16 protein-coding genes and 1 tRNA gene are annotated in these 25229 nt (G+C 42.2%); 8 read left to right on the top strand and 9 right to left on the bottom strand.

The annotated features are described in order from the left end of the window. The first annotated feature begins 987 nt into the window (after nucleotides 1-987). On the top strand, nucleotides 988-2127 hold the full coding sequence (locus EQO05_RS02530; RefSeq protein ID WP_128503455.1) for a hypothetical protein: 1140 nt from the start codon (nucleotides 988-990) through the stop codon (nucleotides 2125-2127). Nucleotides 2128-2322: 195 nt separating this feature from the next. On the opposite strand, the gene EQO05_RS02535 is transcribed toward EQO05_RS02530, so the two are convergent. From EQO05_RS02535 to EQO05_RS02550, 4 genes are all read right to left on the bottom strand, one after another. Then, a complete protein-coding gene (locus EQO05_RS02535) occupies nucleotides 2323-3825 on the bottom strand; it encodes an RtcB family protein (RefSeq protein ID WP_128503457.1) in 1503 nt (500 codons plus the stop codon). A gap of 346 nt (nucleotides 3826-4171) precedes the next feature. Continuing rightward, nucleotides 4172-4612 (bottom strand): archease, encoded by a 441-nt coding sequence (locus EQO05_RS02540; protein WP_128503459.1) that lies wholly within the window; start codon nucleotides 4610-4612, stop codon nucleotides 4172-4174. Nucleotides 4613-4733: 121 nt separating this feature from the next. Beyond that, nucleotides 4734-5345: a CDP-alcohol phosphatidyltransferase family protein gene (locus EQO05_RS02545; RefSeq protein WP_128503461.1), complete on the bottom strand. Its 612-nt coding sequence runs from the start codon at nucleotides 5343-5345 to the stop codon at nucleotides 4734-4736. Between the two features lie 185 nt (nucleotides 5346-5530). Beyond that, nucleotides 5531-6091, bottom strand: coding sequence for an aldolase (locus tag EQO05_RS02550; protein ID WP_205793662.1), 561 nt, complete (start codon nucleotides 6089-6091; stop codon nucleotides 5531-5533). A 176-nt stretch (nucleotides 6092-6267) separates the two neighbouring features. On the opposite strand from EQO05_RS02550, the gene EQO05_RS02555 reads away from it, so the two are divergent. Both EQO05_RS02555 and EQO05_RS02560 read left to right on the top strand, forming a co-directional pair. Further along, nucleotides 6268-6341 (top strand) — tRNA-Thr (locus EQO05_RS02555). 860 nt (nucleotides 6342-7201) lie between these two features. Then, nucleotides 7202-7660, top strand: coding sequence for a peroxiredoxin (locus EQO05_RS02560; RefSeq protein WP_128503464.1), 459 nt, complete (start codon nucleotides 7202-7204; stop codon nucleotides 7658-7660). Nucleotides 7661-7976: 316 nt separating this feature from the next. On the opposite strand, the gene EQO05_RS02565 is transcribed toward EQO05_RS02560, so the two are convergent. Beyond that, entirely contained in the window at nucleotides 7977-8942 is a 966-nt protein-coding gene (locus EQO05_RS02565) for a hypothetical protein (RefSeq protein ID WP_128503466.1), read from the bottom strand. A gap of 117 nt (nucleotides 8943-9059) precedes the next feature. Further along, nucleotides 9060-9803: a HesA/MoeB/ThiF family protein gene (locus EQO05_RS02570; RefSeq protein ID WP_128503468.1), complete on the bottom strand. Its 744-nt coding sequence runs from the start codon at nucleotides 9801-9803 to the stop codon at nucleotides 9060-9062. A 680-nt stretch (nucleotides 9804-10483) separates the two neighbouring features. On the opposite strand from EQO05_RS02570, the gene EQO05_RS02575 reads away from it, so the two are divergent. Both EQO05_RS02575 and EQO05_RS02580 read left to right on the top strand, forming a co-directional pair. Further along, the gene (locus tag EQO05_RS02575; protein ID WP_128503470.1) at nucleotides 10484-11998 is read left to right on the top strand and encodes an AAA family ATPase; all 1515 of its coding nucleotides are present in this window, start codon (nucleotides 10484-10486) and stop codon (nucleotides 11996-11998) included. A gap of 92 nt (nucleotides 11999-12090) precedes the next feature. Continuing rightward, entirely contained in the window at nucleotides 12091-13839 is a 1749-nt protein-coding gene (locus tag EQO05_RS02580; RefSeq protein WP_128503472.1) for a VWA domain-containing protein, read from the top strand. 82 nt (nucleotides 13840-13921) lie between these two features. Here EQO05_RS02580 and EQO05_RS02585 read toward each other — a convergent pair whose 3' ends face one another. Continuing rightward, the gene (locus EQO05_RS02585; protein ID WP_240664294.1) at nucleotides 13922-14653 is read right to left on the bottom strand and encodes a hypothetical protein; all 732 of its coding nucleotides are present in this window, start codon (nucleotides 14651-14653) and stop codon (nucleotides 13922-13924) included. Nucleotides 14654-15508: 855 nt separating this feature from the next. Here EQO05_RS02585 and EQO05_RS02590 point away from each other — a divergent pair. The 3 genes from EQO05_RS02590 to EQO05_RS02600 all read left to right on the top strand — a co-directional run bounded on the left by EQO05_RS02590 (nucleotide 15509) and on the right by EQO05_RS02600 (nucleotide 21677). Then, a complete protein-coding gene (locus EQO05_RS02590) occupies nucleotides 15509-16879 on the top strand; it encodes a hypothetical protein (RefSeq protein ID WP_128503476.1) in 1371 nt (456 codons plus the stop codon). Between the two features lie 510 nt (nucleotides 16880-17389). Beyond that, a complete protein-coding gene (acnA, locus tag EQO05_RS02595) occupies nucleotides 17390-20197 on the top strand; it encodes an aconitate hydratase AcnA (protein WP_128503478.1) in 2808 nt (935 codons plus the stop codon). Between the two features lie 412 nt (nucleotides 20198-20609). Beyond that, nucleotides 20610-21677 (top strand): citrate/2-methylcitrate synthase, encoded by a 1068-nt coding sequence (locus EQO05_RS02600; RefSeq protein WP_128503480.1) that lies wholly within the window; start codon nucleotides 20610-20612, stop codon nucleotides 21675-21677. 195 nt (nucleotides 21678-21872) lie between these two features. Here the strand turns inward: EQO05_RS02600 and EQO05_RS02605 are convergent, their stop codons facing one another. Together EQO05_RS02605 and EQO05_RS02610 are read right to left on the bottom strand one after the other, a co-directional pair. Continuing rightward, nucleotides 21873-22667: a hypothetical protein gene (locus EQO05_RS02605; protein WP_128503482.1), complete on the bottom strand. Its 795-nt coding sequence runs from the start codon at nucleotides 22665-22667 to the stop codon at nucleotides 21873-21875. 127 nt (nucleotides 22668-22794) lie between these two features. After that, complete coding sequence (locus EQO05_RS02610; RefSeq protein ID WP_128503484.1) at nucleotides 22795-25212, bottom strand: hypothetical protein; 2418 nt, start codon at nucleotides 25210-25212, stop codon at nucleotides 22795-22797. Nucleotides 25213-25229 lie beyond the last annotated feature (17 nt).

Genomic DNA, 25229 nt, shown 5'->3' on the forward strand with positions numbered 1-25229 from the left:
ATCCAGTCAAGCCGAGGAAAATATACTATTCAGGCGAACCGGAGAAATCTGATTCGATGTGAACTAAAATTTATGAGAGAAGTGAGCAGAAAAAAGGCGAAAAGAAAGCGAAAGACAGCGAAAAGAAAAACGCGGTAAGAAACGGAAAGAAAACGAAAGACTGACATTAAAAGATTCATAAAGGATTTACATTATTTATCAGGAGAGAAGTCCCTGGCTGGCTAAATAACTATATCTGAACCTGCCAGGTACTTATGAATCCACTCCCAAACTCGCTTTCTTGGACTGTTATAGCCTTTGAAGATCGTGAGTTATCAGGGAAATTGTTATAACCTGTGAATTTTTACCCTGCGCTCAGGCAGGAACCGTACAATCTACTCCCGGACCCACAGCTTTCAAAAATGCCAACCGATGCACTTGAGATAAGATTAGAGTAGATGATCAAAGGTTGGACAAACTGTGAGACAGGGCTAAATTAATAACACAATCTTCCAGGTTATAGCAGTCCGATTCATATACCAATTTTTTAACTTACATATTGTACACTGTCTTAACATATATATATAAAGAATTGTGAACTGATGTCACACGTTTCCGATCGTTTATCAAGTTTTTACTTTAAATCATAAGAAAAACTTAATTAAGGTTCGAAAATAAGACACTGTACAAAATTATTGCCCTATCAAATCTGAGAATTTGTACTCAAGCCAATAAGGTGCAATATTTGTGGCGAATTGATACATTTGATGGAATTTATATTTACTCTAATTACCAAGAAATGATACTAAATAGAAAGGTTTAATATTCGGTAGCACTTACCAGTACCATAAACGGGTTCTAAGTAAAAACTTTTAGATTTGCAGAGTACCTGATTATATAAAATTTTTTTCTAGATTTTAAACCGGAAGCCATAAAAAGTCCTGATCTTACGGTTGCCAAAACGGATCATAGCATAAAGAGCCAGGAAACCGGGTATCGGGTGGAAATATGCTGATCAGAAAGAATATCTCCCTGGATGATAAGTACCTTAAAAAGTTACAGCCCCTTCTGGATGCTAACAATGGGAATTTGAGTGCTGCGGTCAGGGATACCATTGAAGTTGCGGATACCGCTCTTGTATACCATAAAAGTATTGATGATGCAATCCAGTTTTTAAAAGAAACTCCTGTAAAAGAGGAGTTAAATGATACAATTCAGAACGGAGAAAATATCGTTATAAATAAAACAATGCTTGAGTGGCTGTTCAGGTGCACGAAAGGCAGGCTCACTGATGAAGAGCTTGTCAATGAACTTATCAATCCTTTTGAGATTCAGGATATGAAACAACTCGAAGACTACCTGAACAGGGTTTCAAGAAGTTATCAATGGACAATTCGAACTTCAATAAAATGTGAAAATATTAACAGTCCTGAGAATGCACTTGTACTAATCTCCAACTCTACTGTACACAGCAGAGATTTTTTTGCCCAACTCATAGCTCATTTCCTTTCCAGATGGAAACAGCTCGATGTTGAGCATGTTTTCAGGAGATCAAACTCGACCCAGATTTCTTTCAGAAAGAATCCATCTACCTCTTTGAATGAGATTATGCCCGGAATCCGGAAGCATTTTGGGTATCTTGATGTTTTGTGTAAAGAGCTGGACGACAATACCGAATTCTGGACTCAGCTAATGTATACTTACAATGTTGAGAGATTCAATCTCGTAACTCTTCATCGGAGCCAGTTTGAAGTTTTCGCAACAGGTGAGGTTCCAAACCCGACAAAAATCCTTGAGCGCCTGTGCAAGCAGTCGGTATGTGATATGTCTCTTCCGGATTTACTTGTTCATTTCAGGAGAATGTATCTGGCGACCCAGCTCGTAAAGAATATAGAAATCTCTCTCGAACCCGGGAATGAATCAGTAACCATCTACCACGACTATAAGGATGAAAGAGTTGTTCGCAATCTTGCTGAGTATTTCTCGAACATATTCAGGGAAAATGGCACGCCTTTCGATACCTCTTTATATTCAAGCATGATCGTATTCCGATTCTTCCGGGGGCGAGAACCTGATAGTTCGGACCTCTATTTAATGGAAGGAATTGAAGAGCCTGAATTACCTGAAGAAGAATATACTGATGCTTGATGGCAGGTCCATGAATTAAAAGAAAAAATTCGATGTGTTGAAGGAAATCTCTGGAAAAATTATTAAAAAGAAAAGATAAAGACAATGTTTTAAAATAAGGGATTAGAAACTTCAGCCTGAAGACTAAAGTTCTCCCGAAATCCTCTACAACGGATACCTGATGCTAAATGCCTGATCGGTCTTTCGTCATCCCGTTTAACCTTTTGTAACTCCTAGAGGAAGAACTCTTGCGACCTTACGGGCAATGCCGAGGTCGTGGACGACATTTACTACATCGCTGCTGGACTTGTATACGCCTGGAGCTTCTTCTGCAATCACTGAAGGATGCGTGGCTCTTACCGTAATGCCCTGAGCTTCAAGGTTATCTTTTATAGTCTGTCCGCGGAACTCTTTCTTTGCATGTGCCCTGCTCATGACTCTCCCGGCTCCGTGGCAAGCGCTACCGAAAGAGATATCCATAGCTTCTTTTGAACCGCATAATATAAAGGATGGGGCTCCCATGCTTCCAGGAATCAAAACCGGCTGCCCTGCATCCCTGTACACGGCAGGAACTTCAGGATGCCCTGGAGGAAAGGCTCTCGTTGCCCCTTTCCTGTGCACGTACACCTCTTTTTTCCTGCCGTCCACGATGTGTTCTTCAAGTTTTGCCACATTATGGGCAACGTCATAAAGCAGATCCATGCCCAGATCGTCAGTGTCTCTATTGAATACATTTTCAAACGATTCCCTTGTCCAGTGTGTAATCATCTGACGGTTTGCCCATGCATAATTTGCTGCGCAAAGCATTGCCTTAAAATAGTTCTGGGCTTCCCTTGACTGGGCAGGAGCACAGGCAAGCTGTTTATCCGGAATTTCAATTTTATAATTCTTTACAGCCTGAGAGAGTTCCTTTAGATGGTCAGTACAGATCTGGTGTCCTGCACCTCTTGACCCGCAGTGAACCATTACCGTGACCTGGCCTTCTTCAAGCCCGAAGGTCGAAGCCATTTCCTGATCATAAATTTTGTCGACATACTGAACCTCAAGAAAGTGGTTGCCGCTTCCAAGAGTTCCTAACTGGGGTTTTCCCCTGTTTCTGGCTTTCGTGCTTACCTGGGAAGGATCAGCTCCTTCCATATACCCATTTGCTTCACAGTGCTCAATATCGGCTTCCACACCATATCCAGCTTCTACAGCCCACTTTGCACCCTCAAGAAAAGCACTGTCCAGTTCCTTATCAGAAGCCCTGAACCGACTTTTTGAACCAACACCAGCGGGAACATTCTTAAAAAGCTCATCGGTTAACCTTTTTATGTCCGGAACCACCTCTTCCTTTTGAAGATTGGTACGAATGAGCCTTACTCCGCAGTTGATATCAAAGCCCACTCCGCCTGGGCTGATAATTCCTTCTTCCGCATCAAAAGCCGCAACTCCCCCGATAGCAAAACCATAGCCAAGATGGGCGTCAGGCATTGCCATGGAATACTTCTGGATTCCAGGGAGAGTTGCCACATTTGCAATCTGGTCAATGGTTCCGGGTTCAATCCCTTCGAGTAAACTTTCGGAAACGAACAGGCGGCCTGGAACACGCATATTGGGGATGTGCCCGGTAGGAATTTCCCAGTTATTTTCGGAAAGCTTCCTGACCATATTCTTTACATCCCTCTGAATGCTTTCTGTGTTTAATTCGTCAATAGCTGTATCTTCGCTTTCTGCCATGATTGATACTCCCTGCTCCTCTATGCTTTATGGATGTAATTATAAAACTACTAATTTACCTTCCGTTTTCCAAAGCTCTGCAAGTTCCCCAGGAAACGTGATCATTATACACCATATCAGGCTGGATTGAAGCCACAATGAGTTCTGGAAACGCCTGATAATAATATTATTTCGATATAATAAAGTCGATATGAGATGACTGAATAAATTCAGGACGAGATAATTCAGCTTGAGGTTTTGTAGTGCAGAATAGGATAATAATTCACATACATGAAGATATGCATGGTGCAAACGGATTGGAGGAAAACAGCCAGTAGTGTAATTAAGGGAGAAAGCTTCTGCTCCCTTAAATATCCACAACGATCTGAGCTTTCCAGCCTTCATCAGTCTTTGTTATCTCGAGCTGGTTATAGGTAACAGCCTTTATTTCAGTCTCAAAGGGGTGGCTCTCAGGATAAAACTCTTCTCCAAGTGCCTTAGCTGTTATTGAGTACTCGCCATCTTCCTCGCTGATTTTCTCAACCCGAAACTCCCTGAAAACGATTTCGTCAACCTCAAATACATATAAAAGCTCAGAAAGCCAGTCCACAAGCAGAGATTCGAGGTCAGGCGACCTAAGATAAATTTCTTTTGGAGTATTCCCAGAGACTTTCTCTGTATTGATAATTACATTGAACATCGCGAGAGCCGAGTTTTCAAAAACTTCTTCCAGAGTTCTCCCATAAGCCCGGAATTTGATATCTGCAGTATGTTCCAGATACTCATACTGTTTTCCTTGAGACGACATGGTTGGGTATTGTGTTTTTGTGTTACATTAACCTATTCACTTCAGAAGCCTGGGTTCAGGTCCGCAGGAGTCCCCCTGAACCGGAATAAAACAGGGTTTGCAAATTCTTAAAAAGCTACCTTCACTCTAATTTCTTCCAGATATAAAGAATTCTCTGGATAGCTGTTATATGACTGGTTACAGCAATCAGGATCACAGCCCAGCCGAGAATAGAAAAACCTGCAATCGGCATTGAAAAGGCAAAGTTGCCGAAAGCTGAAAGAATTATAACTATAAGCCGGTCTGCCCTGCCCATAATTCCTCCATAGTATCTCCCCAGGTTGAGTGCCTGAGCCTGAGTTCCGAGATAGCTGGTAAGCTGTACTCCTACAATTGCCGCAACTCCGATCTGCCAGGGCACGTAACCTGCAAAAAAGATGCTGCATATAATAAAGACATCCGAGTAGCGGTCGATAACGTGGTCCAGAAAATCGCCTCTGGAGGTAGCCCTATCTGCCTTCCGTGCAATCACTCCATCAAGAGCATCGAAAATCGAATTAAGTATTACCAGGATACCTGCCAGCAGGACTAATTCCCTGGATGCGGGCGAGTAGTAAAAACTGAGCCCTGCAAAAAATGCACAGATAAGGGAAGCTATGGAAACTGTATCGGGTGAGACCTCATATCTGACGAAAAGGTCAGCCAGCGGTTCGATAACTCTTGAGGCAAAAGGTCTCAGGGTATTAAACGTCATGGTACTCGAGATTCTTCCTTTATGTGATATCCGTAATGGAAAGTCGCCCAAGCAACAGGCACCTGGTCTTATTCGGTATCCTGGTTTGGACCTGCTTATTATGTCGTTTCTGTGTTTACCTGCTTTTTTATATTTATACTTAAGGCTGTATGGTTATCCGTTACTCAATAGATAAATTTACTTATTCACTTTTCTGCTGCTGCACGCTCGTACAGGTATTTAACTTTACAGGAGTGCTCAAGCTGTGTGGTCACGATATATGCATCCCCGAGTGTTCTCCCTGTTGCAAAAGTTCCGTGGCTGTAAACTATAGCGCCCCTGTGCCTCGAAAGCGAATTTGCAAGATTTCCTGCGAGCTCGCGGCTACCTATGCCCCCTCCGACGACCGGAATCTCTCCGAGGAAGTACTGCCCTTCACTGTCTACAGGCGCAATTCTCCCGTCAGGGCCCGCAAGCAGGGACTCAACAACCGCGTATACGGAGTGAGCGTGAATGACTGCAAGCGCTGAGGTCTGCCTGTAAATCTCCCTGTGCACAACAGCTTCGGAAGATGCAATTATATCCAGAGAGGAAGTGTCCTGAATATCAACCTCAACAACGCTGTTTTCTGTGACTTCATCAAGTGCCGTCCCTGTTCGGGTAATGAGCATCCTGTCTCCGGCTCTGAGACTGATGTTTCCGAAGTTGGACTCTACAAGCCCGTGTTCGACCAGCTTGCGCCCGTATTTTGCGATTTCCTGCCACATCTTAACCGGTATATAGATAAAGGACGCCATAAGGTTTATGTACTATAACCTCAGGAATCCCGCAAAAAGAGAAAACTGTACATTTAAAACATGGCGGCAGCCTTCCAGAGAACGAAACCTGCCATAAAGTTTATCTGTGAGTATTGTATTTAGATAAGTCGCAGTATCTCCGATTTGCCTCGTTGGCTCAGCCCGGTAGAGCGAGTGACTTGTAATCACTAGGTCGCGTGTTCGAATCACGCACGAGGCTTCTTTTTTATTTTTCCGTACCCTGTGTTCTCTAATTGGTTAAAATTATAGATTTCTGAATAAACAATATTCTTCTTTTCCAATTACTTACACTAAATAATACTAGAGTTTTTTTTCAATCAACTCATATAGACAGATTTCTGTAACAAGTGCATAAATAAAAACCTCCTCATTCCTTTGAAATTTTTAACTTGAAATTATTATTTATTTCAAACCAATTTTTTGCATAATAAATTTAAAATAATTTCTATTCTTTTTATATGCTGGAGTTGGGAACTAAGGGGGTATTATCACACCACACAGATAAAGAACCTCCCGAAGGTTACTGGTCTCTCTTTGAATTTACTGTTTGGGGAGCATGATATATTCAAAGGGGCTGTATTGAGGGATACAGTATACGGATTCAGTATCTTCGGGATTCTTCTTAACATGTAATCCTTTTTCTAAACACGCAATCCTTCCTCTAAACATGTAATTCTTCTCCTAAATATTGTAATTCTTTTCTGCCATTTTACCGGGGAGTCCAGTTCCTAAATACTTCAATATCTCCCTCACTTAACCTTTCCAGCTTCCAGGTAGCATGTGCGGTAAGCCTGCAAAGACTAACAAGCTAAGATTGAGGTAAAGCTAAAGATTGAGATTATGAAGCCCTTTTCCGATTTTTCAGGAATAAATTGCCGATCAGAACTGCAATAAATCCCAAAAAAATATCATAAAGATATTGTCGAATCCACTAAGGTCAGTATTTACGTGTAACTTTATATGTCCATAATCGCTAAAAGACAGGCAATTTATTAAATATAAAAGATTTTATTAAATTAGGGGAATTATCATGAGCGAGATTAAAAGGAGAAATTCACTATGAACGAAATTAAAATCGGGGATATAATTCAGGATTTCAGGTTAAGAGACCAGAAACAGAAAGACGTTCATCTCTACGACTTCGCTGGCAAAAAGGTGCTCCTGTCATTTCATCCGCTTGCCTGGACTAATGTGTGTGCAGAGCAGATGAAATCACTTGAAGAAAATCACGAAATGTTTACCAGGCTGAACACGGTGGCTTTTGGCATAAGTGTGGATCCCATACCATCGAAAAGGGCCTGGGCAAGGGAACTGGGAATTTCGCACATTAAGCTCCTTTCAGACTTCTGGCCGCATGGAGAGGTCGCCCGAGCATATGGAATTTTCAGGGAAAAAGAAGGTGTCTCTCAGAGGGCGAACATAATTATCGATGAGGAGCAGAAAGTTATATTCTTCGAAGTATATCCTATGCATGAGCTTCCTGATATGGCTAAAATTGGAAAAGTCCTGGAGCAATAAGGCACAGGGATTGGTTCTTAAGAATAAAACAATAAACAAGAAGAATAAACAGTAGAATGACAGGACAAAATGAGATAAACAGATAATGGGATAACCGGGTGAAAAGGGAGAAGGCAGTTAATAAGCGAGAAAGTAGTTAATAACTATAAAATGTAAGGCAAGTAAACAATTAGGGAATGTTAAAGGCTCTACGACTAATATCTATAAAGATTTGATATTTTTTAACTTTACATCAGCTTTATCTATAAAAGTTTGATATTTTCTTAACTTTACATCAGCTTTATCTATAAAAGTTTGATATTTTCTTAACTTTACATCAGTTTTTACTATTTAATTTAAATCCCATATTATTTAACTCCGTGTCAATCCCATCAAAGAGTTCCCTCAATGCTATGCTGAGCCTGCGGGCTTCTACCTGCCACACCCTTTTGCTTACCTGCATGTCTCCTCCGGCTTTGACAGCTGCCATCCATGCATATTTTCTGGCGATTTTTTTATTGTTAGAAGGAAAACGGAAAGCTTTTCCGGTCTTCTGGTTGCTATATTTTTCATTGATCAGGAATTCGTATATCTCCTGGACTCTTTCAAGCAGTTTTTTCTCACTTTCAGAACCCGATGCCCCAAACAGGACCAGGTTCCAGAGGCGGAACAGCACATTATGATATTCAGTAGAAAGATTCCTGGAAACCGAAACTTCTATCATCTTCCTGAATTCAAAGTAAATATCCGTATTTCCGAAACCTGAAGGCAGGTGATTCCCAAGCGAAATCATAACGTGAATGCACTCATGAAAAAGAATTCTGGCTATAAGGAATTCAACTCTCTCCTGCAAGTTCCAGAATTTGCTTACAAGCGCTTCGTCCCATAGCTGGTAAGGGTTAACAATGATCATGGACCTGTAGGTAATCCTCTTCTCTTTTTGTGAGACCAGCCTTTTGGGGTAAAGAGTCATTCCTAGCATTTTCCCGAAAAACTGAACCCTGACAGCCAGATCCCAGCAGTACTCCCATTCTCCTGAACTTGCACACTTCACCCTGTAGTAGTTCCCATCAAAATGTACTTTCTCAAGCAGCCGGTACATATCTTTACTGTGTAATTTGATTAATGACTTTACCCTGGACTCCCGATAGATCCGAAGGTCAAAATAGGGCACATTCGGGATAGAAGCAGAAGATAAATCATATGTAGATGTGCCTAGATCCTGGAATCCATAAGGCCATAAATTTGAGTTGCTGTCCCAAATATTGACCTCATTCTCAACTGGCCCTGCCTTCTTCTTCATTAAATCCCCTCGCATAAGATACCCTATAAGATATTATTACTGAAGATATATAAAAATTGACCAATAGGCAGCAGGGAATGAGATAAAGTTTTACCCCGGCTTAGAAAGGAAAAGTTATCATTTGTTTTCGGTCTCTTTACTGAGATATCCGCAGACCGGGCAATTATTTAGCTTTGAGAGTGAAATTTCACTGAAATTTCCTGAAAGCCCGTTCCAGAATAAAAGGCGGCCTTCCAGAAGCTTTCCCTGCCCTGTCAGAAATTTTATTGCCTCATTCGCCTGGATAGAGCCAATGATGCCTGGAGTAACTCCTAAAACCGGAAAAACTTCCTTTCTGGAAATGCGCGGGAAGATACAGTAAAAGCAGGGGGTTTCTCCAGGCACTATTGTTGTCACCTGGCCATCATACCCCGTAACTGCTCCATGAATTAAAGGAATTCTTCTTTTTATGGCTAGCCTGTTAAGCATATGTCTCGTTTCGAGGTTATCAAGAGCATCAACTATAACATCACATTCAGGAACCAGGGCTTCGAGATTTGATTCAGTAAGCATTTCTGCTATGGTCTCAACACTAATATCCGGGTTCATGGAAAGCAGCTTTTCCTTTGCTGACTCTACCTTAAGCCTTCCGATATCCTTTTCATGATGCAGAAACTGCCTGTTTAGATTGCTCGGATCCACGGAATCGAAATCCGCAAGAATTATTTTTCCGACTCCGGCTATTGCAAGATAGGTGGAAACCGGACTTCCCAGCCCACCTGCCCCGGCAACCAGTACTTTTGCATTCTTCAATTTTTCCTGCCCTTCTTCCCCAAAGAGAAGGATCTGCCGGTTGTATTTTTCACGTTCAAAATCATTCATGCAAGGACTCCGGAATATTGCTTAATTAGACGCTGCTTAATTTAAATATTGATTAAATTAAATATTGATTAGATTAAATATTGCTTAATTTAAATATTGATTAGATTAAATATTGATTAGATTAAATATTGATTAGATTAAATATTGATTAGATTAAATATTGATTAATTTAGATATTTCTTAATTTAGATATTGCTTAATTTAGATATTGATTAAATTAAATATTGATTAATTTCATGATACAGGTAATTTCAGAATTTCTCTGTTTCAGATATGATTTCTATCTTTCGTCATCGGGAATACTTTTGTTTCAGACGAGTTACATATTCTTATTGATGTTTGACTTCCCTACGCATAACTCCTTCGGATGCTAAGGGACAGAACTGGCAGGAACTTTAATCAGGACGGAACCAGACAAGCGCATAAAATTCGGTGAAAACCCTGGTTTCAGGAGGAAGGCAGAAAGATATATCACTGAGAAGAAACATAATCCGCAGGCATATTGGTGGTAGGGACAGGAATTTTTAGAAAAATTAATTAAGGCACGGCCCACAAAAATAGGGAGTTCATTTTTAATATTACGCTCTGACCGGCTATTGCAATTCACTGTTATAGCAGCTTTCTCGTACACACTACAGGCAGGATGCTGAAAAAATAAATCTATAAAGGTTTTGGAATTTATGAGAGTCCTGGATTTAAAAAATACGGTTATCAATATCAAACAGGAGTTTTCAGACTACTTTAAAGAACGGGATGCTGAAATCAACGGGTCTCTTCTTGCACTTCTTTCTGGCGAGCATATCCTTTTACTGGGCCCGCCAGGGACTGCAAAAACCCTGCTTGCAAATAAAATCTGCGAAACTATCGAGGGAGGAAACTTTTTTCATTATCTTCTGACCCGCTTTTCCACGCCTGAAGAGGTATTCGGACCGCTTTCCCTCAAGGCGCTTGAGAGGGACGAATTCAGTAGACGGATAGAGGGCTATCTTCCAACTGCCCATATAGCGCTGCTTGACGAGATTTTTAAAGCAAATAGCTCCATCCTGAACAGCCTGCTGACTGTACTGAATGAGAGAAAATACCACAACGGTAAGGAGCTTATAGAGGTGCCCCTGTTTTCCGTTTTCGGGGCTTCAAATGAGCTGCCTGAGGAAGATGAGAGCCTCGAAGCTCTTTATGACCGGTTTCTGTTCAGGTACAGAGTCGATTATATCCAGCATGAAGAGAACCTCGAAGACCTGATCTTCAAAAACACGGAAGATTTTGAACCTTCAACGAAACTCAGTATAGATGATATAAGAGAAGTCCAGCGGAAGGCAAGAAACCTCCCGGTTGATTCTGAGGTCCGGGCCGTTATAAAGGCGCTCCGAAGAGAACTTAAGAACTCCAATATTTTTGTCTCGGACAGACGCTGGAAAAAAATCGTGAATATACTCAGGGTAGCCTCAGTTGTGAACGGGCATTCCAGCGTAAACCGGATGACTGCTGTCCTGCTACAGCACATGCTCTGGGACGTGCCTGAACAGAAGGAAGCGATCCGGAAAATTATTCTGGATAGGGTTGTTTCAGGGGGCACGGATACAGGCAAGCTGAAACTGGACATTTTTGACCTGAAAAACTCCATTTACAGTTGTCTTCAGCAGGAACTACCGGATCTTGTAGCCTGTAATAAATGCTATGAAGAAGACCGAAAAACAGCAGGTGGTATGAAAAGTTCAAGGTTCTCAGGGGTCAGAACCCAGAGAAATCTCACATTTGACAATGCCCTCGACCTTTTGAAACATCATACCGAGTTTCCAACCCATACATACAGCTTCGGGCTCGATCATAGCAATCTCAATAGTTCCCTGAACTTCGAATCCCTGGCAGAGCAGTTCCGCAGGAAATATGGATTTGAATTCAAGATCAGTCTCGACTACGGAGATAAGAAACTCTACGAAAAAGAGTACGAAAATCTGGAGGAGAGAGTGAATTATTTCAGAAGGCAAATCCAGGAAGAAGAAAAAGCGCTTGAGGACACTCTGAGAGAAAATATCTGGATTTCAGGGCAGGACGGCCAGGAAATCCTGATGAAATATCGCTCGAAAAATACCGACATCTACGAGATTGTAAGTAATTTAAGCGAAATCAGGCTCTTGCTGGAAAAACCCAGAGTATTTGATGTAGCCGTTGAAAAAGCAGGAGAGGTAGCCTGAGACTTAAAAAAGGGAAATAAGAGCTAATTGAAAGATTCTCAAAGCTCGTAAATTCTCGTAAGGCGCAGGAGAATCTTCGGAAAAGGAAAAATATGCAGGAATTAAAACGACGTAAAGAAAATTTCGAGAGCATTTCCGGACCAGGCTCATCTCTATCATTCAGCCATACCTTTAATCCTTCCACAATATTGAATCTTGAACTCAGGGAAGTCCTGGCGGCTCCACGGCGAATGCCAAGACAAATCAGGGAAGATATTGCGGAGGTTCTTATTTACGAGCTTTTTTCCGAAGATGGGTACGAAATAAAGGATGAAAAGCTCTTCATGAGCAAATTCGGAGCTTTGTATCCGATTCTTCTTGGCTTGAGAGATTCCAGAGCCTGGACTGAAATAAAAGCTCTTGCAGGAACTACTAATCTGGCAGGTGTTTTTGTTCTGAAAGTCCTGCTTGAAGAACTTTTTACACTTATGGATGAATATGGGAAAATAGAATCCGAATTTTCAAAAAGATCCACAAAAAACCTCGAAAAAGGGTTTAAGGCTCTGGGGAACCTTATAGACGAAACTCTAAAAGCATGGGAAAGAAATAGAATCAGAAGCGTAGAGAGAAGTTTCCTCCCGCAGGAAAATCCGGATGTACCCTATCGACAGGCGAGCGAGGATAGCAAGCAGGAAAATCCCATCAAACAGGAAAATCCCCTGGAACGTGAAAACTCCCTGGAAGACCCTGAATACGAGATCCGGAAATATCCAGATCAGAAGGCTGGAATGGCTGAGGGTTCCGAAGGACTCGCCTCAAAGACTCTGAGATTCATGACTTCAGAAAAAGCAGGAGAAACCCTGGAATTTATTATAGAAGAAAGCGTGGCTATGAAACTTGAAGAACTTATTCCTGTTCTGGAAGACCACCTCGAAATGCTTGAAATTCTCTCAATGCTTTTTCCGGGCAGAATCTGGGATCATTCCCTCAGAGCTCTTCACAGAGAATATTTCGGAAACCTTGAGAAATACGCTTCAATTTTCAAAAAAAGTTCGGATATTAACGAGATTCTTGAGCAGGTCGGAAGGATCGAACTTGAGTACGGTTCAAAAAAGCTGAGTCTGTCGCCATACAGTAGAAGCGAAGTACATTCGGTTACCTTTTCAGGCGATATCCATACACTGCTTCCGGCAGAAACCGTAAAACTGAAAAACCCTCTTCTGAAACGCAAATTCTATGCTGATATGCTGGAAGGGAAACTCCTTACCTACGAGTTAAAAGGGAATAACTGGAACTCGGATGCTGCAGGAAAAAAGAGAAAAGGACCTGTAATCGCTCTGGTAGACACCTCGGCATCGATGCGGGGGCGTCCCGAACTTCTTGCAAAAGCCGTACTTCTGGCAATAACAAGAAGAATGCTGAAGGAAAACAGGGACGTTAAAGTGATTCTTTTTTCCTCGAAGTGGCAGACCGTTGAAATCGAACTCACAAATAAAAAGCGTATGGGTGAAGAGTTTCTGGAATTCCTGAAATTTACTTTCGGCGGCGGCACCGATTTCAATACTGCACTTCGCGCAGGCCTTAAAGCTATGAAAAACGAAAAAGCTTTCGAGGGAGCCGATCTTCTCTTCCTTACCGATGGCTTTTCCGAAATCTCAGAAAGACCGCTTATCAGGGAATGGAATGAGATAAAAACTGAACGAAGAGCCCGAATCTTTTCCCTGATCATAGGAAACTACGATGCCGGAGGGCTGGAACAGGTTTCTGACCACGTATATCTTATAAGGAATGCCGAGAACTGGGATATTGGGGAAAGTCCTGCAAGTTTTGTGAAAGCGATAAGCAAGCCTTACAGGTTTTAATCTCCCGGATATTTTGATTGCGGGAAACTTCGGATTCCAGAATATTTTTAGATCTGTCCTTTCGTCGTGACTTCTTTATGGTTCAACGCCCGCGCTTGAGGATTTTCTGCAAACCTTCTGCGAAATCCTCCAGGTCTTTCCTGCCCGGAGGCTGATGCCTGGATATACTTGACAGAATAGCGAATGCTGCCCGTTTGCTCCGGCTGGCTCCTTTGAGCAGTCCGATTTCTATCACTGCGACTATCAGTTCGGAAATGATTTTGCGGTCTCTCGGGCTCAGATTATTCCATTTTCTATTGAGTTTTTCCGAGGAATCCATTATTGATTCTTTTCCTTCGGAAGCTATTGACGAGGCTATTGAGGAAGCGGTCTTTGAGGCGCTTGCTATGTGCTTCCTTCCGTATGAGGCTGTTTCCAGGAAAACTTTAAAAGCATTCTTTGAGATCTTTTTTATTCTCGCTCTTTGATTAATAGGGATCTCTTCTCCCGACGCCTTCCGAAAATCACTTTCAGCACCCCTTGTCTCCAGAATTTTACGAACCTCCTGAAAAATTTCCGAAATCTCCTCCTCAGACCTGGTCCTGAGATATTCCCTGAGGTTTTCCAGAAGTTCCGAGTCAATTGGTTCTGAATCCAGCTTAGGAGAGGTATCCGGATCGCGGAAGAACGCTTCATCTACCTCAACAAAATCAGCATCAATTATAGGACTGTTTCCAAAAAGAGACTCACGTGATGAAGCCTTTCTGGATTTGGGGTTTTTCCTGATCCTTAATCCTGCATCTGAAAGTTTATTGAAGACTTTTTCTTTAAGCAAGAAAATACATTCCTCCCTGAAAATAAATGCCTTCCTTCTTAAAATACAAAAATTATTAGCGGAATAATTCGTAGCCCGGATAGCTTAATATCAACTCAATATTACATATATATCAATTTAATTACCTGCATATCAATTTAATTACTTGCCAGGAGTTTAATCTGGGGGCATGATCTCTTTTCCTGTTAATGTTTTTGAGCCTTTTAATTTTTCTGATTCATTGATTAAATACACAAAAGTAATGAACCGCCTGAAGGAAGACGCTCTTCACAGGTCCAACGATTGCTTTATCCGTATCAGAAACGATTTTCCGTACTTTCCCTCGGAAGCCAGCTTTTTCCCATAAAAGAAATTATACAAAAAAGTAAAAATAGGAAGTTATACCTCTTCCCTGTTCATGCCGCGTGTATGTCCTGGTGAGATTTGAATGCCATCAGTAGAACCTGATCCTTTAAGGCTCCTGGCAGAGCACTACCTCCATCACCGAAATATCACATCCACGCAGTTGGACAACCTGTGTTCTTATCGATAAATTGTACGGTAAATAGCGCTTTTGCTCATTTTATGTTTCCTAAACTTAAAGATATTGAAGATTGCTATAATTATAAAGATTAACCTGGTTAAGAAAAGTGATTCTTGAAGATCTGCAATTTATATCTCGTATAAATTACTGACATAAACTAAGATACTTTTTTAAATTCCCTGTTTTTTAATTGATTACTGTCGATTACTGGCAAAAGTGACGCTAAGTTCCGATGCCGTCTCTCTTCTTGAAATAACTGCAAATTGATTCGCAGTTTAGGGAATTATTTTATAAGTCTCGCGCCTTAATAGATAATGAGCGAGGTGAAAAGTATGCGTATACTGGATACTAAGGCGTTAAAAGGAATAGTATGCGGACTTCTTGTCATAGCAATCTTTTCGATTGCCTGTGCCGGAGCAGGGGATGGAAGTACTGTCACATCTGCAAAAGAAGTACAACCAAAAGTCGGGGCAAGCGTTGAATCATCTTCGATTTATATTGCTGATTATTTCCCCGAATTTGAGAAGATCAGGGTTGATCCGGCTTATAAGTACCTGCAGCTTGATCCCGGAAACAGTGATAACTTTACTGTAACCGTAGAGAATCAAGATAACAAGACAATCAGATTAAAGCCGGAACTTTTAATCACTCCTTACACGGAAAATTTCATGAACGAAAACTGGACCAGTATAAGTCCCTCAGAAAAAACTCTGAAGCCCGGAGAAAAACAGGAATTTCAGGTAAAGGTGAACATACCTGAAGATGCCGACCTTGGAAATTATGCCGCACTTATTGCTTTCACGGAAAAGGTGCCTGAGGGAGACATAGCTGGCTATTATCCGAATTTTCCGGGCACAATGCAGTTGAATATAGAGCTAAGGGTCAGGCCTTCAATCCAGATCCTTACGCCATATGTCAATGACCTTGTGGAGGCCGGAGAGAGTTATACTTATGAAATAAAACTCCGGAATACAGGTGATAAAGATATCGCAATTTCCCCTGAACTTACCAGAGCAGGGGGTATCGTTTATGCTGAAGATGCAGCTTCCTCTGCAGGAATACCGCAGCAGGCTTTTGGAGACGATGCGATAAGAGTAGAAGCCCCTGAGATAATTAAAGCCGGACAGACAGCTATTATCGAACTGACACTTGCAGTTCCGGCTGATGCAAAGGGCAGTTATACCGGCAGTCTTGACCTGAATATTGATGACCCCGGAATTCGCGAATATGAAGAACTGGTTTCCCTGAGCTTCCGCATTCTTCCGGTTCCGGAGGAACCTTACGAGAGTAGCTTTGAAGCTGAAACCGATGGACCCGTCACTCTGGAGATTAAAGCTTACCAGTATGGGTACGGCCTGTATACGACCGAAGGAAACCGAGATCTTACGCCTTCCTTTAATGTGAGCCTGATAAATCCCTCAGGGGATGAGGTTACTCCTGTTCTTGTAAACACAAAACATAGCGGCTCGATAAACATAGTAGATGATACATACCCGCAGCCGCCATATCCCATGCCTTATATATCCTCAAGAATTGCGGACGGTATGGAAACTTACGATCAGGGGAATTACCAGGGAGGAACCACAACTTTTGTGAAGACCTATTCCGCTCCCGGAGCTGCAGGAAAATGGACGCTTTCAATCCTGCCCAGAAATACCGAGAACTTTGAGTATACCGTGACAATCGGAGCTGCTGAAGAATAAGCAGCTTCCAGCTTTTTTCTTTTTCGATTTCAGGTGTTCAGAGCAGGATATAAGTCCGTACTCTGATTTAATCCCTGGAAGTGCTCAAGACTCAGATGGTTGTGGATTAAGATGATTTCAGGGCTTTGAGAATTTCTAATTCTTTTTTCTTGATAGTTTTTAACTACCATCGGTTTCCGTTTTTCGCGCACTGATGCAATACATAGAAGACCTGAAGTTAAGGGCCAGTGTAACTGAAGCCGGGGTAAAAATCAACAATTATTATACTGGTTAATATATAATTTAATTGGGGCACAGTTTTCTGGATTCTGGGAAAAAGTAAAAGGCAAGATGTCGGTGCAAGTATACTTCTGCATATAAAAAGGAATAGTAAACCCGAAGGAATAAAATAGTCTGAGGATAAGATGAGGCTTCATACGATAAAGAAAAAATCTATACTCTCATAGGATAGAGAGAAAATGTATAATAACATAATTTCAGTTTCATGTTTTTGCTGGAGGTAAGAAATATATGAGAGAAGGTCCGGACCCATTTGGGGTAAGAGATACCATCGAAACAGCTGCCGGAAGAGCTAAGATTTACAGATTGGGCAAACTGGAAGAAAGGGGTTTTGAAGGAATTTCCCTGCTTCCTTATTCTATAAGGATTCTGCTGGAATCCCTGCTCAGGCACGCAGATACTGATAAGCACATAATAACTGTCGAGGATGTAGAGGCTCTTGCCCGCTGGAACCCTGAAAATGTAAGTGACAGGGATATTCCGTTTATTCCGTCAAGGGTGATTATGCAGGACTTTACAGGCGTTCCGGCTGTAGTAGACCTGGCAGCACTCCGATCGGCAATGGAACGTCTGGGAGGCGACCCTGCGAAAATAAACCCCGTTATACCTGCTGACCTTGTTATTGACCATTCGGTCCAGGTTGATTCTTACGGCACGGCTTATGCCCTTGAGGAAAACGAGAAAAAGGAGTTTGAACGCAACACAGAACGTTATTCCGTCCTGCGCTGGGCACAGAAAGCCTTTGACAATTTCAGAGTCGTGCCCCCAGGTAGAGGAATTATCCATCAGGTGAACCTTGAATACCTGACTCCTCTTGTGCATCTCAAGGACGAAAATGGGGAGTTATCGGCATTCCCTGACACCCTTGTAGGGACCGATTCCCATACGACAATGATTAACGGGATCGGAGTACTCGGATGGGGAGTCGGAGGCATAGAAGCCGAAGCTGTAATGCTCGGACAGCCTTATTATATGCCCGTTCCTGAAGTCGTGGGTTTCAAGCTCTATGGAAAACCTGCGCAGGGGGTCACCGCTACCGATGTCGTCCTGACAATTACGAAAATCCTGAGAAAGGAGGGAGTTGTCGGCAAATTCGTAGAATTCTACGGGCCAGGATTAAACTCACTGAGCCTCCCGGATAGGGCAACCATCTCCAATATGGCTCCTGAGTATGGTGCAACCCTTGGAATCTTCCCGCCAGATACCGAGACTCTTGATTACCTGCGAAGGACCGGCAGAAGCGAAGAGCAGGTAGACCTTGTAAGAAAGTATCTGGAAGCTCAGGACCTTCTCTATTCAATTTACAAGCCCGACCCTATCTTCAGCCTTACCCTGGAACTTGATATGGGCACGGTGAAGCCCTGTCTTGCAGGCCCGAGACGTCCCCAGGATCAGCTCTTTTTTAATGAAGTACCTGAAAACTACCGTGAAACCATGCAGCAAACTTTCATCCGGAAGAAGGAATCCGGGCTTGAACTTTCCAGAGACCCTGCTTACCAGCGCTGGATAGGGGAGGGGGGAACACCTGTAGGTGGACCTGAAACCCCTGGCGCAGAGGAGGAAATAATGGAATCTCCGGTGAAGGCTTTCAAGGTTACACATGGCTCAGTAGTGATTGCAGCAATTACTTCATGTACCAATACCTCAAACCCTTCAGTTCTGATAGGAGCAGGGCTGCTCGCAAAAAAGGCTGTAGAAAAAGGTCTGCACGTCAAGCCGTTTGTGAAAACAAGCCTCTCTCCTGGCTCAAGAGTAGCTACGGAATATCTGAAAGCTGCAGGCCTTTTGCCCTATCTCGAAGCCCTGGGTTTTCACCAGGTTGGTTACGGCTGTACGACCTGTATAGGGAATAGCGGGCCTTTACCTGAAAACGTTGTTAAGGAAATTCAGGAGAATGACCTTACTGTTGCAGCCGTACTCAGTGGAAACCGGAATTTTGAAGGACGGATTAATCCGCTTGTAAGGGCAAATTACCTTGCGTCCCCACCTCTGGTTGTAGCCTATGCAATCGCAGGTACCGTGAATCTCAATTTAGATACTGATCCCCTTGCCTATGACCCCAACGGACGCCCTGTTTACCTCAAAGATATCTGGCCTGCAGAAGAAGAGATAAGGGAAGCTGAAAAGAACAGTATCAAGCCTTCAATGTTCGAAAAGGAGTATTCCGGTGTCCTGGAAGGTCCGGAACTCTGGAAAAAACTGGAAGCTCCAACAGGGACTCTTTATGACTGGAATCCGATGTCCACATATATTCAGGAGCCTCCCTATTTTGTGGATTTTCCGCTTACTTCTCCTTCCCCGGAGGATATAAAGAGTGCAAGGGTCCTCGCCCTTTTCGGAGACAGCATTACCACGGACCATATCTCTCCTGCAGGGGATATCCCGGCAGATAGTCCTGCAGGCAGGTACCTGATCGCCTGGGGAGTGGGTCCTGAAGACTTCAATTCCTATGGATCTCGCAGAGGTAATCATGAAGTGATGATGCGTGGAACCTTTGGGAATATCCGCCTCAGGAATAGGTTCGTTGACAGGGAAGGAGGCTGGACTTTATACCATCCCAGGAAAGAGGACTTTCCGGAGGAAGGCTGCGGAGGAATTCCGATTTTTGAAGCAGCTATGCTTTATGCGGAAAATAATATTCCTTTGATAGCTATTGCAGGAAAGGAGTACGGGACAGGTAGTTCCAGGGACTGGGCAGCCAAAGGTACATTTCTGCTCGGGGTAAAAGCAGTTATTGCAGAATCTTTCGAGCGTATCCACAGAAGCAACCTTGTAGGCATGGGAGTTCTTCCACTACAGTTTAAAGAAGGCGAAAATGCCGATACCCTGGGTCTTACGGGAAAGGAGAGCTACGATATTCTGGGCATTGAATACCTGAAGCCTCATGGAGAGCTTACAGTAAGAGCAAAGGACGAAAACGGGGTAGATACTCTCTTCCAGGTAATCGTGAGGCTGGACTCCGCTGTGGAGATCGAATATTATAGGAACGGCGGGATTTTGCATAAGTTCCTGCGGGATTCGGTGAAGAAAAAAGAATAAGTTACCAACACCGGAATTAGGTGTAAAAATTCCTGAGAAGGTTTCGCAAGCTTTACATAAGGCTTTCTAGTTTTTTGGAACCTTCTCTTTTAGCTTATCGGGAAGAGTGTTATATTTATCATCTCACGCGTTTTGAGGAAGGTAGCGTTCTGGAAAATAACAGTTCTCAGATTCAATATAACCGAGAGGTTTAAAGCCGTAGCTTACTTAATATATGAAATATAATTACAAAGCTCTTGAATACAATTTCAACAAATTTAATATACTTATTCGACGATAATAGGAATGCAGTGTCACCCTATTTTTGGGTCTTATAAGGCCCTTCGCGTTAAACTCTTCCACGTATAAGCAGAGGATTCCCCAAACTTCAAAGTTTTTTGAAAATCCTCTAGGCATAACTGTGAGGTATAAAATGAGCAAAAATATATGTTTCATCGACGGGTTGGAGGGCATTCTGAAATACAGGGAGGTAGACATTAACCAGCTGGTTGAGCTTCCCTATGATGCAGTTTCCTATCTGCTTATCCTGGGAGAACTCCCTGGAGACCAGGAACTTGCCGAGTACTCAGCCCGCCTGCATGGGGAACGTGAAATCAACAGGGAGGCGATTGATGTTATCCGCATGTGCAATTTTGACATTGATTCTATGGAAGCGCTGCGTACAATCGTTTCTTTTATATCACAGTTCGATCCGGACATTAACGACAGCTCTCATGAAGGAAATATGAGAAAAGCAATACGGTTAATTGCCAGGATCCCAACCATAGTTGCTGCGTATTACAGAATCGCAAACGGAAAAGAGCCTGTTCCCCCTGACCCATCTCTCTCCCATGGAGCTAACTTCCTGTATATGATAAGGGGAAGTAAACCAAGTGAACTGGAAGCTGAGGTTATGGAAAAAGATTTTATCCTGAGCGCCGAGCACGAGCTAAACGCTTCCACCTTCTCATCAAGAGTCACAGCTTCTACTTTTTCAGACCTGTATTCGGCTGTTGTTTCCGGGCTCTGTACCCTTAAAGGCCCTCTGCATGGAGGAGCCAGGGCCGAAGTCATGACCATGATTGAAGAGATTGCTTCCCCGGAAAATGCAGAAAAATTTGTTCTTGAAAGGATCGCAAAGAAAGAAAAGATCATGGGATTCGGGCACAGGGTATACAAGACTTATGACCCCCGGGGCACGGTATTCAAACAACTCTCCAGGCAACTCGCTGAAGCAAAAGGGGATATGCACTGGTACGAAACAGCCGAAAAGATCGAAAACACAGTCATCCGCGAACTGGTGGAGAAAAAAGGAAAACCAATCTACCCGAACGTGGATTTCTATTCGGGAGTTATTTATAAGTATCTGGATATCCCCCCTCAACTTGCAACCTCCATCTTTGCAATCGGCAGGGTCTCAGGCTGGATAGCTCACTGCTTTGACCAGTATGAGAAGAAAAGGATAATAAGGCCCAGAGCTTTTATGCTTGATGAATGTTAGCATTTATTAAGAGCTTTTGAAAGAATGAGGAGTAATCGCTGGATGTTCCATTTTACTTCTCTCACCCTTCAAAATTCGATTTCAGGAATTGTTGATTATAAATTGCCTTTTATGAAGTTTGTAATTATATACATCAACCCAAGATCACAAAAAGATTTCGATTGCTGAATGCTAAAATTGATTCTGAGATCTCCCTCAAGATACGCCTTTTTGAGTGTTTTTTGTTACTATAATGTTATCGAAATAAATTTCTCTCAAAGGATAATTGCTGTGACTGCTCATTTGTAAATATATGTAAGCAGATGTGAAATTCAGATCGTGTGACGGGGAACTATATAATTCATTACCATTTTCCAAAATTTTAAAGCTTTTGTTATTCAGGATTAATTTTATATGCTGATTCGAAATCTTCCTGCCAGTTCTATTTTGAGGCCAATCACCGGAATATAACAGTCTGGTATCCCCAACAATTCTATTGGCAATAACGCTGCGAGCATTTCGCCCGGGAGGCACTCCAATATACTCAAGCTTCATCCAATCATTTTCATCTTCTGGATTGGCATTCGTTGCAGTAGGGCAGAGATAAAAAGATCCCGTCAGATAGCAGCCATTGCTCTGGTTGTTCCAATCAAGATTGAAAGAGACTTCATTTCCGTCACTAAAATTCACTTTTTCTACACTTCTAACTCCCTGGAATTTTACAGTATCATCTATTGTGCCAATTGTACTGATGCCTAGCCTCAAATTATAATCAATATTTTCTGAAGGATCTATATCGTATACGTCTATTATGCTTTCTTTAAAATCTCCTTCGTGAGTAATTTGCCATTTTTGTGAATCTAAAACTCCTGAACTAAAATTTTCATAAAACACAGAGGTATTTTTACTGGAAACAACAGGTGATACTTTCTCCTCTATATTAAAAGCGTTAATAGCAAACAAGTCTGCCACAATAAAAATAAAACCGAGCATATATACGGCTTTTTTCATGATTCTCGAATTCATCATTTCTCCTTTAAAATGAAAAACTACCTAAAAAGTAAAAACAGGAAGATAATTTTCTTCCCGTCTTTTTTGTTAACGTTTTCACATTTACTTCAATTAAAGAACAGTATGTTTACTCAGGGTAGTTCACTATGTATCCTGCGGCTGCACCGTCGTCAACGGCTGTAGCTCCGTTGCCCTGGTCATGAGGAACCCAAACCTGATAGGACCTTGTTGCCGTGTTGCCTGATGTATCTGTAACTAGATAATTAATTGTGTATACCCTGCCGTTTCCATCTCCCTGTCTTTCTGCTCTTAAATCAACTGTTTGGGAATCCTTTATAACAATATCTTCCATCGTATTCCCGTCTCCTTCGCCAAGAGCTTCCTCAGGTTCGTCACTGCTAACTGATGTTATCATTATTTTATCGACACCTACACTTGCATCACAGATATCTGTCACTGAAGTAACAAAGTCTGAGATTGAAATAGTCTCATATTTATGGTTCGGAGGCCAGAGTACTTTTGGGTCACCTGAAGCCGTTATCGTCGGTGCAGTTGTATCTCTCACTGTTATGTCAACTGTATCGGTACTCGAAAACTGTCCATCGAAGACAGTAAGGGTTACTGCTGTTGTTCCCAAGGGAAGGGTTACTACAGGTTTCTCACCAATAGCTGATTCGCCATTGGATTCCCAGTCGCATTTGTCTTTCCAGTCGCATTCGTCATCACCATTCCATGTCCAGTCATATGTCAATGGTGAAATTAGTCCATCATCTGTAGAACCCGATCCATCAAGAGTTACTTCAGTACCGGCCAGATTAGCCTGCTCAACTGTCTGATCAGCACCAGCATTGGCTACAGGCGGCTGGTTTCCTACCTTAACAGTAAGATCATAGAGGATTGGCGATTCATCCCCACTTGTGATCTGTAGTTTCGTTTCTACCTGCAAGTATCTGCCAGCAGGTGTCGAGCTCAATGAATTATCCTTCGTAGCAATCTCCCATGCAGACCAGGTATTTCCATCATTTGAGCTTCTTACCTTAACCTCGATGGATGTTCCAGTTGGTTCATTGCTATTCCATGAAACAGTGCCCCATGACATATCACTTGCTTCACTATCAAAATCAACAGTCCATGTACCGATTTTAGTGGTCACCGTTCTTGCTATAATACCAGTCATGTCGCTGTAGCTGTAGTGCTGTCCAAAACCACCTGAAATACCTGGAGTCCGTGTTATAAGTTCAGCAGAATTATCATCAGGATTGATTCTATAAATACTCCCATCGTTATAGTTACATGCCCAAACTTTACCTTCTGCATCGACAGCTACACCTGTAGTCATAACCCCGCTGCCTACATCTATAGTCGCCTTGAAATTCAAATCATTGTCAAGGCGTGTAACATCACATTTATCAGTATTGGCAATCCAAACATCTCCCTCATCTGTAACTGCTACTCCACGGCTGTAAGCGTCTCCCTGAGAAGCAGTGTTTATGATAGTGCCCTGAACTGCATCAATTTTTGTTATTATGCCACTACCCCATCCAGCAACGAACACGTGACCATTTTTGTCAATCCCTATACCATATGAGGTGGATGGGATGTTTATTTCTTGAACGTTCTTTGTGGAAGGATCAATTTTAAGCACACAGGTGCTTAGAGTCGACGACCAGATGTTTCCATTTTCATCGATAAGAGCACCATATGAACCATATCCAATATCGATTGTATCAAAGATAGCTCCGGTTTCTCCATTTATGTGGTAGAACTTGTTTGACGAATCAGAATAAGTTCCTGCCCAAAGGTTGTTATCGGAATCAATTGCTATACCCCTGGGCCCACTCCATCTACTTCCCACTGGTACTTCATGCACTACGCAGTCATCTTGGCCCCATGGAAGAACTTCACCACTCTCAATAGTCCCATCATTATCTGTATCTTGGGAAGTGTCACAGACTCCATTTCCGTTCTTGTCTACCCATTTCCCACTTTCGGGAAGCACAATCTTCACTACCGTACCGGTGTTTCTGTTACCAAACCATACACTTCCATCAAGGTCCACAGTTGTCCTTGAAGGGTTCCCATTGGAATTCGGCCCTGTCCAATATCTTGCCAATTCTTTCCCAGTTACAGTATCATATTTAGAAACTGTACCTTCATTTGAGTTGGGAACCCAGATGAATGGAAGTGTAGTAGCTTCTTTAGATAACTGTAATTGATCGGCTACTGTATCATGTTCCACTCCAACAAACGTTCCTTCATCAAAGTCAGCATTTAGAGTATATTCCTTTGATGAAGCGGCTGCCATTGCTTGACTTGCTAATGATAGAATTGCTAATGTTGTTATTATCGATATCATTGCCAGCCTAGACTTCCTATTAATTAATCCCATAAACTTTACACCCCAGAATATGAATATTTGTAGTCTAAATACACTAAAAAATATAATAGAACTATTATTTATAGCTAATTTTTCAAAAATATATTTAACGACAATCTTATTAATTTTGACAGTAATTTTTTGGATAAAAAATGGGTACGTATTCAAATTTGATATGATCCTTA

This window comes from Methanosarcina sp. MSH10X1 (assembly GCF_004099695.1).
GTDB lineage: Archaea > Halobacteriota > Methanosarcinia > Methanosarcinales > Methanosarcinaceae > Methanosarcina.

What these genes read in the sequence shown, in the direction of transcription:
- EQO05_RS02535 (WP_128503457.1), bottom strand. Translation starts at nt 3,825, where the DNA reads ATGGCAGAAAGCGAAGATACAGCTATTGACGAATTAAACACAGAAAGC.
- EQO05_RS02580 (WP_128503472.1), top strand. Translation starts at nt 12,091, where the DNA reads ATGCAGGAATTAAAACGACGTAAAGAAAATTTCGAGAGCATTTCCGGA.
- EQO05_RS02560 (WP_128503464.1), top strand. Translation starts at nt 7,202, where the DNA reads ATGAACGAAATTAAAATCGGGGATATAATTCAGGATTTCAGGTTAAGA.
- EQO05_RS02530 (WP_128503455.1), top strand. Translation starts at nt 988, where the DNA reads ATGCTGATCAGAAAGAATATCTCCCTGGATGATAAGTACCTTAAAAAG.
- EQO05_RS02590 (WP_128503476.1), top strand. Translation starts at nt 15,509, where the DNA reads ATGCGTATACTGGATACTAAGGCGTTAAAAGGAATAGTATGCGGACTT.
- acnA (WP_128503478.1), top strand. Translation starts at nt 17,390, where the DNA reads ATGAGAGAAGGTCCGGACCCATTTGGGGTAAGAGATACCATCGAAACA.
- EQO05_RS02565 (WP_128503466.1), bottom strand. Translation starts at nt 8,942, where the DNA reads ATGAAGAAGAAGGCAGGGCCAGTTGAGAATGAGGTCAATATTTGGGAC.
- EQO05_RS02600 (WP_128503480.1), top strand. Translation starts at nt 20,610, where the DNA reads ATGAGCAAAAATATATGTTTCATCGACGGGTTGGAGGGCATTCTGAAA.
- EQO05_RS02540 (WP_128503459.1), bottom strand. Translation starts at nt 4,612, where the DNA reads ATGTCGTCTCAAGGAAAACAGTATGAGTATCTGGAACATACTGCAGAT.
- EQO05_RS02545 (WP_128503461.1), bottom strand. Translation starts at nt 5,345, where the DNA reads ATGACGTTTAATACCCTGAGACCTTTTGCCTCAAGAGTTATCGAACCG.
- EQO05_RS02605 (WP_128503482.1), bottom strand. Translation starts at nt 22,667, where the DNA reads ATGAAAAAAGCCGTATATATGCTCGGTTTTATTTTTATTGTGGCAGAC.
- EQO05_RS02550 (WP_205793662.1), bottom strand. Translation starts at nt 6,091, where the DNA reads ATGTGGCAGGAAATCGCAAAATACGGGCGCAAGCTGGTCGAACACGGG.
- EQO05_RS02575 (WP_128503470.1), top strand. Translation starts at nt 10,484, where the DNA reads ATGAGAGTCCTGGATTTAAAAAATACGGTTATCAATATCAAACAGGAG.
- EQO05_RS02570 (WP_128503468.1), bottom strand. Translation starts at nt 9,803, where the DNA reads ATGAATGATTTTGAACGTGAAAAATACAACCGGCAGATCCTTCTCTTT.